The sequence below is a fragment of the Streptomyces odontomachi genome (genome assembly GCF_024435355.1).
In the GTDB taxonomy this organism is placed as follows: domain Bacteria; phylum Actinomycetota; class Actinomycetes; order Streptomycetales; family Streptomycetaceae; genus Streptomyces; species Streptomyces odontomachi.
On record NZ_JAMJWG010000001.1, the window covers coordinates 415,702 to 430,069 of the forward strand.

14 protein-coding genes are annotated in these 14,368 nt (G+C 71.1%); 10 read left to right on the forward strand and 4 right to left on the reverse strand.

Going from position 1 to position 14,368, the window contains the following annotated elements:
* The first annotated feature begins 205 nt into the window (after nucleotides 1–205).
* A complete protein-coding gene (locus tag NQO67_RS01755) occupies nucleotides 206–1,861 on the forward strand; it encodes an RICIN domain-containing protein (protein WP_255945599.1) in 1,656 nt (551 codons plus the stop codon).
* 100 nt (nucleotides 1,862–1,961) lie between these two features.
* On the opposite strand, the gene NQO67_RS01760 is transcribed toward NQO67_RS01755, so the two are convergent.
* The 3 genes from NQO67_RS01760 to NQO67_RS01770 form a co-directional block, all read right to left on the reverse strand.
* Nucleotides 1,962–2,648, reverse strand: coding sequence for a hypothetical protein (locus NQO67_RS01760; protein WP_255945601.1), 687 nt, complete (start codon nucleotides 2,646–2,648; stop codon nucleotides 1,962–1,964).
* 252 nt (nucleotides 2,649–2,900) lie between these two features.
* The gene (locus NQO67_RS01765) at nucleotides 2,901–4,220 is read right to left on the reverse strand and encodes a Gfo/Idh/MocA family protein (protein WP_255945603.1); all 1,320 of its coding nucleotides are present in this window, start codon (nucleotides 4,218–4,220) and stop codon (nucleotides 2,901–2,903) included.
* A complete protein-coding gene (locus NQO67_RS01770) occupies nucleotides 4,217–5,380 on the reverse strand; it encodes an ROK family transcriptional regulator (protein ID WP_255945604.1) in 1,164 nt (387 codons plus the stop codon). Before NQO67_RS01770 ends, NQO67_RS01765 begins: the two co-directional genes overlap by 4 nt.
* 998 nt (nucleotides 5,381–6,378) lie before the next feature.
* On the opposite strand from NQO67_RS01770, the gene NQO67_RS01775 reads away from it, so the two are divergent.
* The 4 genes from NQO67_RS01775 to NQO67_RS01790 all read left to right on the forward strand — a co-directional run bounded on the left by NQO67_RS01775 (nucleotide 6,379) and on the right by NQO67_RS01790 (nucleotide 9,015).
* Nucleotides 6,379–6,645, forward strand: a complete 267-nt coding sequence (locus tag NQO67_RS01775; RefSeq protein ID WP_255945605.1) for a CBS domain-containing protein — start codon at nucleotides 6,379–6,381, stop codon at nucleotides 6,643–6,645.
* Nucleotides 6,642–7,091: a universal stress protein gene (locus NQO67_RS01780; RefSeq protein WP_255945606.1), complete on the forward strand. Its 450-nt coding sequence runs from the start codon at nucleotides 6,642–6,644 to the stop codon at nucleotides 7,089–7,091. The genes NQO67_RS01775 and NQO67_RS01780 overlap by 4 nt, the downstream gene beginning before the upstream one ends.
* 150 nt (nucleotides 7,092–7,241) lie before the next feature.
* Nucleotides 7,242–8,087 carry a universal stress protein gene (locus NQO67_RS01785; protein WP_255945607.1) on the forward strand — a complete coding sequence of 282 codons (846 nt, stop codon included), beginning with the start codon at nucleotides 7,242–7,244 and terminating at the stop codon, nucleotides 8,085–8,087.
* 61 nt (nucleotides 8,088–8,148) lie between these two features.
* Nucleotides 8,149–9,015, forward strand: a complete 867-nt coding sequence (locus NQO67_RS01790; protein ID WP_255945608.1) for a universal stress protein — start codon at nucleotides 8,149–8,151, stop codon at nucleotides 9,013–9,015.
* An 8-nt stretch (nucleotides 9,016–9,023) separates the two neighbouring features.
* On the opposite strand, the gene NQO67_RS01795 is transcribed toward NQO67_RS01790, so the two are convergent.
* Nucleotides 9,024–9,614 carry a hydrogenase maturation protease gene (locus NQO67_RS01795; RefSeq protein WP_255945609.1) on the reverse strand — a complete coding sequence of 197 codons (591 nt, stop codon included), beginning with the start codon at nucleotides 9,612–9,614 and terminating at the stop codon, nucleotides 9,024–9,026.
* A gap of 95 nt (nucleotides 9,615–9,709) precedes the next feature.
* On the opposite strand from NQO67_RS01795, the gene NQO67_RS01800 reads away from it, so the two are divergent.
* Genes NQO67_RS01800 through NQO67_RS01820 form a run of 5 tightly spaced genes read left to right on the forward strand, consistent with a single transcriptional unit; the run spans nucleotide 9,710 to nucleotide 14,358 of the window.
* A complete protein-coding gene (locus tag NQO67_RS01800) occupies nucleotides 9,710–10,885 on the forward strand; it encodes a 4Fe-4S dicluster domain-containing protein (protein WP_255945610.1) in 1,176 nt (391 codons plus the stop codon).
* Nucleotides 10,882–11,361: a cyclic nucleotide-binding domain-containing protein gene (locus tag NQO67_RS01805; RefSeq protein ID WP_255945611.1), complete on the forward strand. Its 480-nt coding sequence runs from the start codon at nucleotides 10,882–10,884 to the stop codon at nucleotides 11,359–11,361. Before NQO67_RS01800 ends, NQO67_RS01805 begins: the two co-directional genes overlap by 4 nt.
* Nucleotides 11,362–11,372: 11 nt before the next feature.
* On the forward strand, nucleotides 11,373–12,194 hold the full coding sequence (locus NQO67_RS01810; RefSeq protein ID WP_374118881.1) for an FAD/NAD(P)-binding protein: 822 nt from the start codon (nucleotides 11,373–11,375) through the stop codon (nucleotides 12,192–12,194).
* Between the two features lie 2 nt (nucleotides 12,195–12,196).
* A complete protein-coding gene (locus tag NQO67_RS01815; protein WP_255945612.1) occupies nucleotides 12,197–12,994 on the forward strand; it encodes an NADH-quinone oxidoreductase subunit B family protein in 798 nt (265 codons plus the stop codon).
* The gene (locus tag NQO67_RS01820) at nucleotides 12,991–14,358 is read left to right on the forward strand and encodes a Ni/Fe hydrogenase subunit alpha (protein WP_255945613.1); all 1,368 of its coding nucleotides are present in this window, start codon (nucleotides 12,991–12,993) and stop codon (nucleotides 14,356–14,358) included. The genes NQO67_RS01815 and NQO67_RS01820 overlap by 4 nt, the downstream gene beginning before the upstream one ends.
* Nucleotides 14,359–14,368: the final 10 nt, after the last annotated feature.

Genomic DNA, 14,368 nt, shown 5'->3' on the forward strand with positions numbered 1-14,368 from the left:
AAGTTGCTCGCGCAGTGAGCGGGTCGGCCCGGAGGTTCGTGGGGCGGCGACATCGGTCTTCGACGGCTACGGCGGGCGTCCTTCTTCGCGCTACTCCGTTATCGACACTCCGTCAGGAGGACATTTCGTCATGCGTGGATGTGCGCACCTCCATCCCGGCCGGCCATTGGGTCGAGCCCTCGGCTGCGCCGCGACGGCGCTTGCCGTGGCAGCGGCCGCGCTCACCGGCACAGCCGCCCAGGCCGCCCCGACCGCTTCCGCGACGCTGGTGGTCAACGCCGGCCAGGTGCTGCGGCCCGTGACACACGTCGCGTCCGGGTCCCTCTACGGCCTCGCCACGGCGACGGTTCCCAGCGACAGCCTGGTCGAGCCGCTCAAGCCCAACACCTTCGTGCAGATGGCAGCGGGCGGCAAACAGCAGGCGGCCGGAGATGTGCTGGTGGTGGCGCCGGAGGCGGCCAGGGCGGGAGCCAAGGTGGTCAACCGCCTGTCGGACTACTACGCCGGCTGGCCCTACCAGTTCAGCTGGAACAACTGGCTCAGCGTGGTCGACCAGCAGATCCAGAAGACCCAGGCCTCCGGGATCACCAACCTCGCCGCGTACGAGCTGTGGAACGAGTCCGACAACACCTGGCTCTCGTCCAACGGCACCTTCAACGACTTCTGGGTGAAGACGTACAACGAGGTCCGGAAGCTGGACAGGTCGACGCCGATCCAGGGGCCGAGCTTCTCGGACAACATCAGCGACATGCAGAACTTCCTGCAGAACGCGGTCGCCACGAACACCGTTCCGGACATCATCTCCTGGCACGAGCTGATCAGCTCGTCGAAGATCGCGGGTGACGTGGCCAAGGTCACCGACATCGAGAAGAGCCTGGGCATCACGCCCCGCCCGATCGCGATCGAGGAGTACGCGTCCCCGTCCGAGGTGGGTATCCCCGGCAAGCTGGTCGGCTACGTCGCGAAGTTCGAGCGCCTGGGGGTCCATGACGCCGAGCTCGCGTTCTGGAACGGCTACGGCGCGCTCGGCGACCTGCTGACCGGCACCGGCGGCAGCCCGAACGGCGCCTACTGGCTGTACAAGTGGTACGGCGCGATGAGCGGGAACATGCTCACCACCACGCCCCCGGCGTCCACCGGCCTGGACGGAGCCGCCTCCCTCAACAGCGCCCGCAACCAGATCGACGTCATCTTCGGCGACGGGGCCGGCGACTCGGCCGTGACCGTCAACGGGCTCGGTTCGCTCTCCGCTTTCGGCTCCAGCGTCCACGTCAAGGTCGAGGACACGCCGTCCCGCGGACGCACCACCGCGGTGTCGGGGCCGAGCACGGTCTTCGAGGGTGACTATCCCGTCAGCAACGGCTCCGTCACCGTGCCGGTGACGACGAACGCCTCCGACGGCTACCACCTGGTGATCACCCCGTCCAGCGGTTCGGCCGCCGGCACGTACCAGATCCTCAACAAGAACAGCGGCCTCGCGCTCGGCACCGCCGGCGGCGGCACCGGCCAGGGCACCCTCGTCGACCAGGAAACCCCCAGCACCTCGGCCACCCAGACGTGGACCCTGGCGTCGGCGGGCTCCGGCCTGTACAAGATCCGCAATCAGGCCAGCGGGCTGCTGCTCGGCATCACCAACGCGGGCACTTCCAACGGTGCCACCGCCCTCATCTGGGGTGACAACGGCACGGCCGACCACCTGTGGCAGCTGGTCCCGGACACCGGGGGCTACTACAAGATCGTCAACTCGAACAGTGGCCTGCTCCTGGGCGTGACCAACGCGAGCACGGACTCCGGTGCCCAGGTCCTGCAATGGGAGGACAACGGCACCGCTGACCATCTGTGGCGGCTCGCCACACGCTGACACGGGACATCCGCCCACGTGGTAGCCGCGGTTCCGCATCACCCGGGGCCGCGGCAACCAGCCGCCGTGTTGCAGCCAGGGAGGCGGTGCGTTCCGGCGGTCAGGGCGTACGGGTGGGGTCGGCGAGCAGATCGGCGCGGTGGGCCTGGATCCACTGCCCTATCCGCCCGCTCCGCCAGTTCCTGTCGTACGCAGGAAGCACGATCGCCGTCAGCCGGCCGCCCGTGCGCGGATCGACGTCACGCGCACCCTGATTCCGGGCGATCTGTCCTCGGACCAACCTAGAAGCCCCGGGACTCACCGTCAGACGGCCCTTACCGATCAGCGCGGCCTGCCCACGCCGCCGGGTCGTCGCGATCACGGCCATGGACAGCAGGCCGGCTATGACGCCGGCCCGGCCACCCGCCATCGTCGGTTTGGCACCTTTGTTGATGAGGTCCGCCTTGCCGAGGAAGTACACCTGGTCCCAGGGCAGCTCCAGCCGGCAGTGCCGTTCCAGAACCACCGCCCCACGGGACGAGAGTTCCAACCTGGCGGTGCCCCATGTCTCGTCGAACTGGCGCTTCTTCGCCACCCACATCACGATGCCGAAAGCCGCCGACGGAACGATCGCCAGTGGCCAGCTCAGCGAACCAGCTCCCAGCACGTGGAACACCAGGACGAGAACGAGCAGTATCGGGAAGATCGTCGCGAGGAGCTCGAAGAGGAATCTCCGTGCCCACGCACCGATGGTCACCGTGCAGGGAAAGGTCTCCGCTGACGCGAAGTCGTTCGGGGCTGAGGTCACGTCCCATACTCCTGATCTTCAGTCACTGGCTTCTCCACTTTCGTCCGCGGCCGCCGCGGCACCACGGGTGCTCGTCACCGACGGTCCTCCTCGCGCCAGGCCATCGAAGCGAGCTGGCTGAGCTGCGCCGGTGGGACGTGGCGATGCGGGCCCGTGCTCCGGCTGAACGCCAGGGGGAGTGCAACGGCAACAAGGGCGAAGCCGGCCAGCAGGTACCACATGTGCGTCTCCTTCGGGGACGGTGAGCAGCGATCAGGGCGCGGCCGTGGTGCATGCGGGAGCGCGAAGCGGGTCGGGCACGGTGAGCGTCGTGTTGTCGTGGCGGGCCTGCTCGGCCGCCCACACGACACGGTGGCTGGCCAGGGATTCGCGGGGCCCCGAGCGGATGCGGCTGGTGTCGCCGGTCGCTACGGCGGTGAGGAAGGCAGCGATCGCGGCGCGGTCACCGTCGCCATGGTCGGCGACACCGTGCTCGGCACGGGCCGGCACCTCGATGGTGGTCGCGGCGACCGCCGGGTGGCCGCGGAAGTCGTGCACCACGACCTGCTTGCCGTCACACTCGATGCTGCCGTGCGTGCCGAAGATCCGCGTCCTGCGGTGGCCCATCTCGGTGAACGCGGTGACGGTGTGGGTCGCCGTGACGCCGTTGCCGTAGTCCAGCGCGACGACCTGGTGGTCGACGACGTCGTTGTCGCAGGCGTAGACGCAGCGCCCGTACGGTCCGGTCGCGAGCGCCTCGCGCAACGCACCCTCGGTCAGGGTCGGGGTGACCACGCTCAACGGCCAGTACTCACGGTCGCGATCGCCGAAGCACGACCGGTACAGCCGCGGTGCGGAGAACGGGCAGTCGGGCTCCAGCGCGCAGTCGAGACAGCGGTCGGCCGCACCTGCCGGCTGGTTGTCCCTGGTGAAGTGGCGCAGCCCGCCGAAAGAGGCGACTCGCACCGGCTGCGCCTCGATCAGGTAGGACAGCCAGTCGATGTCGTGGCAGCACTTGGCCATGAGCAGCGAACTGGACTCCTCCTCGCGCCGCCAGTTGCCGCGCACGTAGGAATGCGCGAAGTGCCATGCGCCGACGGGTTCGAGGTGCTCGACGTTGACGATCTCACCGATGCGGCCGTCGCGGATGAGATCCTTGACGACATCGGTATAGGGCATGTACCGCAGCGGATGGAGCACGGCAAAGACGACGCCCGCGCGTTCGACCGCGGCGATCATTCTGGCCGCGTCGGGTTCGGTGGGCGCCATCGGCTTCTCGCACAGGATGTGCAAGCCGAGTTCGGCGAAGCGCACACACGGGTCGGCATGGTCGTCGTCCTGAGTGGTGATGAGTACCGCGTCGGCCTGGCCCGCCGCGTGTTCCACAAGGTCACGCCAGTCGCGGAAACAGGCTTCCGGCGGCAGACCGTGCTCGGCGGCGAGACGTTCGCGCCGCAGGTCGTCGGGTTCGGCGACGGCCGTGATCAGTCCGCCGCTGCTGCGGATGCGCCTGCTGTGGTCCCTGCCGCGCACTCCCGCGCCGAGCACGGCGACGCGAACGGGGCTTTCCGGAGAGGCGTTGCCGGTTGTCATGACCGTCTCCTTGGCGTTGCGTTGGGCAACTGGGGCCTGGCGTCGTCGAGCATGTGGTCGAACGCCTGCCGGCGGGCGCGTTCGGCCGCGCCGAGCAGCACCGCGCGGCGACCGAGCGTGGACAACCGCAACTCCGGTTCGAACATGCCGTGGCAGGCGAGCTTGAACCGGTTCGCGAGCGGGCGGTGGATCGCCGGCCCGGCAAGGGAGAGCGCGCCACCGAGCACGATCAGCTCGGGGTCGATGGTGTGCACGATCTCGGCGAAGGCCATGCCGAGCAGGTCGACGAACTCGGCGACGTCCTCGGCCGCGGCCGGGTCGCCTGCGTCGGCCGCGGCGAACAGCTGCGCCGCCTCGGCCTGCCGGCCGTAGAGCCAACTGCTCGCGCGCCCCCACCAGGAGTCGCGGATGTTCGCCGCCTCACCGGCCTGGTGGTGCGCGCCGCGGTGCAACCGCCCGCCATGGATGATGCCGAAGCCGACGCGACGACCGGCGAGCACGACGACGACGTCCTCCGTGTTGCCCGCGACGCCGAAGCGCTGCTCGGCGAGCACGGCGAGGTTGGCGTCGTTGTCGATGGAGACCTGGGTCGATGGGAACCGGTCGGCCAGCCAGGTGCGCAACCCGTCGCCGTCCCAGTCGCGGGAACGGATGACGGCCGAGCGTGCGATCCTGCCGTCCGCTCCGACGATGCCGGGGACGGCGACGGCGACCGCGCGCACCCGGTCACGGCCGATGCCCGCGCCGGCCAGCGCCGCCTCGCTCGCGCGCGCCACCGCCTCGAGCCGGACCGGCATCGGGTCGAACGGATCGACCCTGATCGGCTCCGGTTCGGCCGAACCGGCATCCAGCCCGGGCCGGGGGCCCGCGAGGTCGTCGACCCTGGCGCGCACGGTGTTCGCACCGACGTCGATCGCGAGCAGGTGACCGAAAGCGGGTTGCAGCCGGTAGAGCACGGCGGGACGGCCGCTGGCCAGTGCGACCGGCTCGGACCCGCCGACGACACCCAAACTGACGAGCAGGTCGAGCGCACGCTCCACGGTGGACCGGGAAAGACCGCTCGCCGAGGCGAGCTCGGTGTTGGTGCGCGCCTCGCGGTCGTAGAGGCAGTCGAGGACGGCCTCGGCATTCCACCGGCCGAGGTCGGTGGTGTTGGTCATCCGACGGCGTCCTGGCGTCACGTCAACTCCTCCGTATGTAACCAGACTTATGATAGGTCTGCGCATAAGTGGCGTCAACTGCGTTTGCCCGAACAGCAGATATGTGTTCACGTCGATCTGCCCACCCGAGGGCGGGCGGCGGGACGATCCCATCGATGCGGCAGGATGCGTCCGTGCCACGGTCAGGCGAGACAGCACATGTCGCAGCCCATGACGAGCGCGCATCCACCAGCACCGCGAACCCGGCAGCGAGCAGCGACCGGACGCGGCAACCTGAAGACCTGCTCAACACGGGCATGGACCTCTGCACGGCACCCCCGGCCCCGCCCCAGGGGTATCACCGCCTCGTCCGACTCCGCGTACAGGTTTCCCGCAGGCCTGCTGGAGCCACGGCCGGGCGCGCACGGCCGGCACGAACCGCCGAGGCATGCCCCTCTGCCGCATCCGACTCGCGGCGCCCAGCCCAGGGCACCCGAGCGACGAGTCGATGTGCTCGCCGGGCTCCGGGGCCGACGAGGATGTCGACGAGCACGGCACCTCGGATGGGCTGCGTTGCCTCCGACCTCTCTCCACCGCGGTCGCGGCGCGCCCGGAACGCGCAGAGCGATCTCTTTCCGGGCCGGGTGGGGCAGGAGTGACCGACCGGCCGTTTGAGGGGCGGATGGCGTAGTGCGGTATCGCCTGTTCGCCTGACGGGGCCGGCACACGGGCCATGTCTCCTCCCCGCATGCCCACCACGGTGCATTGTCGTCTGAGACGCTCTCCACCGGATGGTTGCGGCCCGGACCTCGCCCAGACCACCGCTTGCGGTGAAGGGCTCACCCGCGTCCCCCTGCTCGGCACGCGCCGTTGCACCCTCAGCGGGCGGACGGCCGGACCATCGGCGGCGGGCCGGTGGCCCCGGAAGGAGGGGCGTGACGGTCTTCGCGTGGAGACGGGGGCTGCCGGAGGCTCGACCCGTCTGGGCGCGGCGCGGTCAGGAAAGGAGACGCGTGGGCATGCGTCAGCGAACGGCCAGCGCTCTGACGACGCGCGGCGCCGTGAACGTGGCGCCGAGCGACACCTTCTGGGATGTCGTCGTGCTGCTGTCGGACGACGACGTCACTGCCGTGCCCGTCGTCAGGGAGGAAGGCTCGGCGCCGGGTGTGGTGTCCGAGGTGAATCTCCCACGGAGCCAAGCCCGTCGGCCGGAGCCGTCCTGCGGCCTCACGGAGATCCTCCCGCGCTGCGCCCGCAGGCTGGACGGCCCTGGTGAGACCGCATGAGCCACCATCCCAAGGCTGCCAGGATCGTCGTCGGGGTGGACGGGTCCCCCTCTTCCAAGAAGGCCCTGGGCTGGGCCCTCAGCCAGGCGGAGAGGACCGGCGCACAGGTCGAGGCCGTGACGGCATGGGAGTATCCGCAGTTCTACGGTTCGGTGGGGTGGACCTTCCCCCAGGGGGGTGAAGAGGCGATCAGCACGGCTGCCGAGGTGGTCCTCGAAGAGGCGGTCACGGAGGCCGTCGAGGGACATCCGGACACCGTCGTGCACACCACGGTGACCTATGGCGGCCCCGCCGAGGTACTCCTGGAAGCGGCCAAGGGCTCGGACCTGCTGGTCGTGGGAAGCCGCGGGCACGGTGCCATGGCCGGCACGCTGCTCGGCTCGGTGGGACACAACTGCGCTCAGCATGCCCCCTGCCCCGTGGTCATCGTGCGTCACGTTGCGTAGCGGCCTGTCAGCTCCCGCGGTGCTCGTCGCCTGCCTCTGCGGACCGCCTTCCGCGCAGCCGAGTCGCCGTAGCCCGATGGGCAGGTGATGATCGGTTGTGAGGGACGGCGGCGCCGTCCGGGCCCCCTAGGAGGAGTTCTTGCGGGTGCGATGAGTGACAGGCCTGTGGTGGTCGGAACGGACGGTACCCCGGCCGGGAACGCGGCCGTGGACTGGGCCGTCGACGAGGCGGCACGCCGACGGGTGCCGCTGCGCATCGTGCACGCCGCCGTGTGGGCACACTATGCCGGCGGTCGGGGGTCGCTGGCGGACGCCGTGACACGCGACGCCGGAGCCCGTGCTCGCACCCGTCGTCCCTCGGTGGCAGTGGCGGCAGAGGTGGTGTTGCGTGATCCGGTTCCCGCGCTGCTGACCGAGGGTGATGCCGCTGTCCTGCTCGTGCTGGGCAGCCGGGCGCTCGGGAGGTTCGCCGGGGCGCTGCTGGGATCGGTCAGCCTTCCGGTGGTGGTGGCGTTGCCCTGCCCCGTCGTGGTGGTCCGTGACCTGCCCGCGCCGCCGGAACCGCATGATCCGGTCGTGCTCGGCGTCGGCGAGCACGGCAGTGCCGCCGCCGTGACCGTCTTCGCGTTGGAAGCAGCCCGCGGACAGGGGTGCCCCCTGCGAGCCGTACACGCGTGGCGGGTGCCTCGGGTGGAGGGCGCCACGGCGCACACAGGGCAGTACGACGATGCCAGGAACTCGTGCCGGAGCGCGGCCCAGCACCGCCTGGATGACGCTCTGAGCACCGTTCGGGGCCCGATCCTGACGGGCGGGGTGCGTCGCGTCCTCGGCGAGGGCCCGCCGTCCGAGGTCCTGTTGGGGGCATGTGAGGAGGCGTCACTGCTCGTGGTCGGAGCCCGGCGCCGGGACACCCGCGTGGGTCACCGGATCGGCTCGGTGAACCGCGCCGTGCTCCGCCACGCGCCCTGCCCCGTGGCGGTCGTACCGCACCTTTGACCATCCGACGGCGCACTGACCGGACACGACGAAACTGCACGAACGAGGAAGGCGGTGTGTCATGGAACTTTCACTGGTGGTGGGCGTGGACGGGTCCGAGTCCAGCTTTCGCGCCACGGACTGGGCTGCAGACGAGGCCGCGTGCCACGGACGCTCCCTGCGACTGGTGTACGCCTCCCTGTGGCAGCGCTACGAGGGCAAGGCCATGGCCCTCAGCCTTGAGCGGTCGTCGGAGCGGACCATGGCGGAGAACATCCTGAGCGCCGCAACCCAACGCGTGCAGTCGCGTACGCCCGGCGTCAAGGTGATCACCGAGGTGATCCCCAAGGACACCGTGGTCGCCTTGCTGCGCGAGAGCCGGAACGCCTTCGCGGTGATCACAGGGGTACGGGGACGCAGCGAGTTCGCCGGACTGCTGCTGGGATCGGTGAGCCTGTCGGTCGCAGCGCTGGCATGGTCCCCCGTGATCGTGGTGCGCGGCGACGAGGCCGGTATCGAGGGTACGCACGGGCGCATCCTGTTGGGCATCGGCGATGCGGACGCCGACTCCCCGGCCGTCCACTTCGCCTTCCGGGAAGCGCAGGCGAGGGACTGCATGCTCGACGTGGTGCGAGCCTGGCGCGCCCCCAGGTTCGACGGGCCCGAAGCCGGCGCCGACGACGAGCGCACCCACGAGGAACGCGCGTCGGCCCTGCTGGAGAGCAGCGTCGACGCGGCCACCCGGACCTATCCCGACGTACGGGTCCGGCATGCCGTCATCCAGGGGCCGCCCTCGCAGGTGCTTCTAGCCCGTACGGCCGCGGCGGACCTCCTGGTGGTCGGGGCCCGCCGGCGACAGAGCCAGTTCGGCATGCAGATCGGCAGGGTCGGACACCGCGTCCTGCACCACTCGCTGTCTCCCGTGGCGGTCGTGCCGCAGCCGGTGTGAATGGGACCCTACGGAGCGGCGGACAGGGCATAGCGGGTGATCTCGTCGGCGACCCGTCGTACGAGAGGGCGTACCGCCGCTCGAACCTCCGGGGACATACGCATGCCCGGGGCAGTGTCGGCCGTTTGCACGGTGTACACGACCAGGCACCCGGGCAGCAGCTCCAGTGCACCGGCCAGTTCGACGGCGGCACGCAGGCCGAGTCCGTGCGAGCCGGCACCGTCGCGTCGGGCCATCCGCAGCACGGCGTCCCCGTCCAGCCGGCGGATGCGGCCGGGCCGTCCCGAAGCGGCGCGTGCGGCGTCGACCACGATGGTGAGATCGGTGTTCTGCCACAGGGACAGCAGGCGTGCCGGCTCGCCGTCGCACACGAGCAGCCTGGTGCCCGGCGGGAGCGGACGGCGCTCGCCGCGCCGCGCCAGAGCGGTGACCACCACCCTGCCCGCCGCATCGTCGCGCCGGAAGTCGTTGCCGATACCGATGACGGTGATGCACGGGTGCTGTCGGGGCACGTCCACGGACCGGGCCTTCCCGAGCCGGGACGGGCGCCGGGCCCAGACCGCGCCGGGCTCCCCCGAACGAGCGAGGGGCAGGGCCACCCGGCCCACAGTGCGAACCGGCTACGCATCTGCGCCCCTGACCGGTGCACATACTGGCCCCAGGCAGCGGACGCCAGGTCGGGAGGTAGGTCACGGTGCAGACCGAGGATGCCGTGGTGCTCGGCGAGGACGGCCTGAACGCGCTGGTCACCGTGCTGGCCGGGCGCGGCCGTACCATCATCGGGCCGACCGTGCGCGACGGTGCGATCGTGCTGGCCGAGATCTCCAGTGGCGACGAGCTTCCCTACGGCCACGGGGTCGAGCTGGAAGCCGGCCGGTACCGGCTGACGGCACGCGGGGACGGAGCAGCCTTCGCCCACAGCGCAGGCCCCCAGTCGTGGAAGACGTACCTGCACCCGCAGCGGGAGCGTCAATGGACCGCCGAGCGTGGAGCCGACGGTGGACTGACGATCACGGCCGAAGAAGCGCAGGCGCCGTCGTACGCGTTCCTCGGCGTGCGCCCCTGCGACCTGCGGGCCATCGCGGTGCAGGACCGGGTTCTCGCCGGTGGCCCGCACACCGATCCCGCCTACCGCAGGCGGCGTGAACGGGCCTTCCTGGTGGCGGTGGAGTGCACCGAGCCGGGGGCCACATGCTTCTGCGTGTCCATGGGCACCGGGCCGGCTGTCGAGGACGGTCACGACCTGGCGCTGACCGAGGTGATCGACCGGGCGGGCCACCGCTTCCTGGCGCGGGCGGGCAGCCCGGAGGGCGCCGACGTGCTGGGTGAGCTGCCGAGCAGGCCCGCTGATGGCGCGACACGGACGGTGGCGCAGCAGCAGGTCGCCGGCGCCGCCCTCCGCATGGGCCGCACGATGCCGCCGGTCGACCTGAAGGTGCTGATGCGCGACACGCTGGGCGCCGACCGCTGGGACGAGGTCACGGCACGCTGCCTCACCTGTGGAAACTGCACCATGGTCTGCCCCACGTGTTTCTGCACCACCACTGAGGACGTCACCGATCTCACCGGGGAGCACGCAGAGCGCTGGCGTCGCTGGGAGTCCTGCTACGACCTTGAGTTCACCCACCTTCAGGACGGGCCGGTCCGGGCCTCCCCGCAGAGTCGCTACCGGCAGTGGGCCACCCACAAGCTGGGCACCTGGTACGACCAGTTCGGCAGTTCCGGCTGCGTCGGCTGTGGCCGGTGCATCGTGTGGTGCCCCACCGGAATCGACATCACGGAGGAGGCACACGCGCTGAACGACGAGCGGGCAGCGGCGGTGCACCACGAGGAGCAGGCGGCTACGGCGGCCCGGCGGGCAGACCCGTGACGGCCACCGGCCACGGCTTCCTCGACACGCTCGCCCCCGGCCATCGCACGCGGCTGCTCGGCTTCGCCCATGAGGCGTCCTTCCCCGTCGACGCCCGCCTCTTCGACGAGGACGAGGAGGCCGACCGGTTCTGGGTCCTGCGCTCCGGACGTGTCGTCCTCGACGTCCACGTTCCGGGGCGCGGCCGGGAAGTCGTGGAGACCCTGGGCGAGGGGGATCTGCTGGGCTGGTCCTGGCTGTTCGAGCCCTATCGGTGGCACCTGGGTGCACGGGTCCGGGACGCGGTACACGCCCACGAGTTCGACGCGCGTCAGGTGCGTGCCGCCGTCGAGGAGGATCCCGTGTTCGGACTCGCCGTCACCCGGTGCGTGGCGTCGGTGGCGATCGGACGGCGGCTGCGGGCGTCGCGCATGAGGCTCCTGGACCTGTACGCGCCGCCCGAGGGCGCGCCGACGACGTCCGGAGGCGAGAGGTGACCGTGTCGCGGGTGTCCCCCCGCCCGGCCCTGCCTCCGGCGGCGTACCGCGTGGTGACGCGGACGGCCGACGGGCCCGGCGTCGCGACGCTCGTACTGGAGCCGGCGGGCGCCGCGCTGCCGCCGTTCGCGCCCGGCCAGTTCGCCATGGTGTACGCCTTCGGCCGGGGGGACATTCCCCTGTCGGTCAGCGCGATCGAGGGGGAACGGCTGACCCACACGGTGCGGGCCGTGGGCGCGATCTCCCGCGCGCTGCATGACGTGCGACCGGGCCGGACGCTGGGGGTACGCGGGCCGTTCGGAACGGGGTGGGACCTGTCGGCCGCCTTCGGGCGGGACCTGCTGATCGTGGCGGGCGGTATCGGCCTGGCGCCGCTGCGGCCGGTGGTGAACGCGGCCCTGGCCGCACCCGGACGGTACGGACGACTCCACGTCCTCATCGGGGCCCGCACGCCCGGCGACCGGCTCTACACCGCGGAAGCGGAGAGCTGGCGGGCGGCAGGTGCCCGGGTGGGCGTCACCGTCGACCGGCCCGACGGGGCGTGGACCGGCGACGTCGGCGTCGTCACCGGGCTGCTGGATCGGGTGGCGTTCACCCCCGCCAGGGCCGCGGCCTTCGTCTGCGGGCCCGAGGTGATGATCCGGGCCACCGCCCGCGAACTGGTGCACCGTGGCCTCGCACCGGACCGGATCAGGGTGTCCCTGGAGCGCACCATGCACTGCGGCACGGGGCACTGCGGCCACTGCCAGCTGGGGCCGCTCCTGCTCTGCCGCGACGGGCCGGTCCTCGACTGGTCCCGTGCCCGGCCCCTGCTCTCGGTACCGGAGCTGTGAACATGACCGCCGACACCCGCCGAGCGACCCGGCGTCCGCGACTCGCGGTCTGGAAGTTCGCCTCCTGCGACGGCTGCCAGCTCACCCTGCTGGACTGCGAGGACGAACTCATGGACATCGCTGACCAGATGGAGGTCAGCCACTTCCTCGAAGCCTCCAGCGCCCCGGAACCAGGGCCTTACGACCTCTCGCTCGTCGAGGGCTCGATCACCACACCGCAGGACGCAGCGCGCATCCAGCATGTCCGGGAGGCATCCCGGTACCTGGTGACCATCGGCGCCTGTGCCACCGCGGGCGGCGTCCAGGCGCTGCGCAACCACGCCGACCTGGCCGAGTTCCAGTCCGTGGTCTACGCCCGGCCCGACTACATCGAGACCCTGGCCACCTCCACCCCGGTCAGTGCGCATGTGCCCGTCGACCTCGAACTGCGCGGCTGCCCGATCGATCGCGGCCAGCTGATCGAGGTCATCACCGCCTACCTGTCCGGACGCACCCCCGACGTGCCACGGCACAGCGTGTGCTTCGAGTGCAAGCGCAGCGGCACGGTGTGCGTGACGGTCGCCCACGGCACGCCCTGCCTCGGCCCGGTCACGCACGCCGGCTGCGGTGCGCTGTGTCCCGGGTACGGACGCGGCTGCTACGGGTGTTTCGGCCCGTCGAACTCGACCAGTTTCGGTGCCTTCGTACCGCTCCTGCGGCGCGACGGCATGGACAGCCTCGACATCGTCCGGGTACTGCGCACCTTCAACACCGCGGCCCCCGAGTTCGACGCGACCTCCCGGAAGGAAGCACAGCAATGATCCGCCGCGGATCCAGGGTGCTGCGTGTCGGCTCCCTCGCCCGAGTCGAGGGCGAGGGAGCACTGCACCTGAGCCTGCGGGGCGACGAGGTGGAGGAGGCACGGCTGAGGATCTACGAACCCCCGCGCTTCTTCGAGGCGTTCCTGCGCGGCCGCGCCCACACCGAGCCGCCCGACCTCACCTCACGGGTGTGCGGCATCTGCCCGGTCGCCTACCAGACGAGCGCCTGCCGCGCCGTGGAGAGCGCCTGCCAGGTCACGGTGGAGGGCCAACTCGCCGCCCTGCGCCGCCTGCTGTACTGCGGGGAGTGGATCGAGAGCCTCACCATGCACATCTACCTGCTGCACGCCCCCGACTTCCTCGGCACCGACAGCGTGATCGGCCTGGCCCGTGCCCGCCGCGCCGACGTCGAACGCGGCCTGCGCCTCAAACAGGCCGGCAACGCGATCGTGGAACTCCTCGGCGGCCGTGCGATCCACCCGGTCAACGCCCGCCTCGGCGGATTCCACCAGGTCCCGTCGGCCGCGCGGCTGCGCCCGCTCGCCGAACGACTGCGCCGCGCTCGTGACGACGCAGCCGACACGGTGCGGTGGGTGGCCGGCTTCGACTTCCCCGACGCCGGATGCGACAACGAACTGCTCGCGTTGGCCGAGCCCGGCACGTACGCCATCGAGTCGGGCACCCCGACCGCCATGGCGGCACCCGGTGCCGCTGGACTGCCTGCCGACTCGAACCGCTCGCTGCACACCCGCGCCTTCCCCGTGCACGACTTCGGCGAGCACGTCACCGAGACCCAGCAGCCGCACTCCACCGCGCTCCACGCGACACTCGACGGACGCCGCTACCTCACCGGCCCGCTCGCCCGCTTCGCGATCAGCGGACGCTGGCTGCCTCCCGCGGTCCGCCAGGCCGCCCGCGAGGCCGGTCTGGGCGACCCCGGCAGGGACGCGGTGTGCCGCAACCCCTACCGCAGCGTCATCGTCCGGGCCATCGAGGTCCTGTACGCCGTGGACGAGGCCCTGCGCCTCATCGACGGCTACGAGCCACCACCACACCCCGGTCGGGAAGTGCCGCCGCGTGCGGCCACCGGCCACGGCGCGACCGAGGCCCCCCGTGGCCTGCTGTACCACCGCTACACGCTGGACGCGAACGGAACGCTCACCGACGCCTGCCTCATCCCGCCGACCTCTCAGAACCAGGCCGCGATCGAGGAGGATCTGCGATGCCAGGTCCAGGAACGCCTCGAACGCGGCACGCCGACGGATGCGGAGCTGACCACCCTGTGCGAGCGGGCGATCCGCAACCACGACCCGTGCATCTCCTGCGCCACCCATTTCCTGGACCTCACCGTCGTGCGGAACTGAAGCGAAGCGG

What these genes read in the sequence shown, in the direction of transcription:
- NQO67_RS01765 (WP_255945603.1), bottom strand. Translation starts at nt 4,220, where the DNA reads ATGACAACCGGCAACGCCTCTCCGGAAAGCCCCGTTCGCGTCGCCGTG.
- NQO67_RS01770 (WP_255945604.1), bottom strand. Translation starts at nt 5,380, where the DNA reads ATGACCAACACCACCGACCTCGGCCGGTGGAATGCCGAGGCCGTCCTC.
- NQO67_RS01775 (WP_255945605.1), top strand. Translation starts at nt 6,379, where the DNA reads ATGCGTCAGCGAACGGCCAGCGCTCTGACGACGCGCGGCGCCGTGAAC.
- NQO67_RS01780 (WP_255945606.1), top strand. Translation starts at nt 6,642, where the DNA reads ATGAGCCACCATCCCAAGGCTGCCAGGATCGTCGTCGGGGTGGACGGG.
- NQO67_RS01785 (WP_255945607.1), top strand. Translation starts at nt 7,242, where the DNA reads ATGAGTGACAGGCCTGTGGTGGTCGGAACGGACGGTACCCCGGCCGGG.
- NQO67_RS01790 (WP_255945608.1), top strand. Translation starts at nt 8,149, where the DNA reads ATGGAACTTTCACTGGTGGTGGGCGTGGACGGGTCCGAGTCCAGCTTT.
- NQO67_RS01815 (WP_255945612.1), top strand. Translation starts at nt 12,197, where the DNA reads ATGACCGCCGACACCCGCCGAGCGACCCGGCGTCCGCGACTCGCGGTC.
- NQO67_RS01820 (WP_255945613.1), top strand. Translation starts at nt 12,991, where the DNA reads ATGATCCGCCGCGGATCCAGGGTGCTGCGTGTCGGCTCCCTCGCCCGA.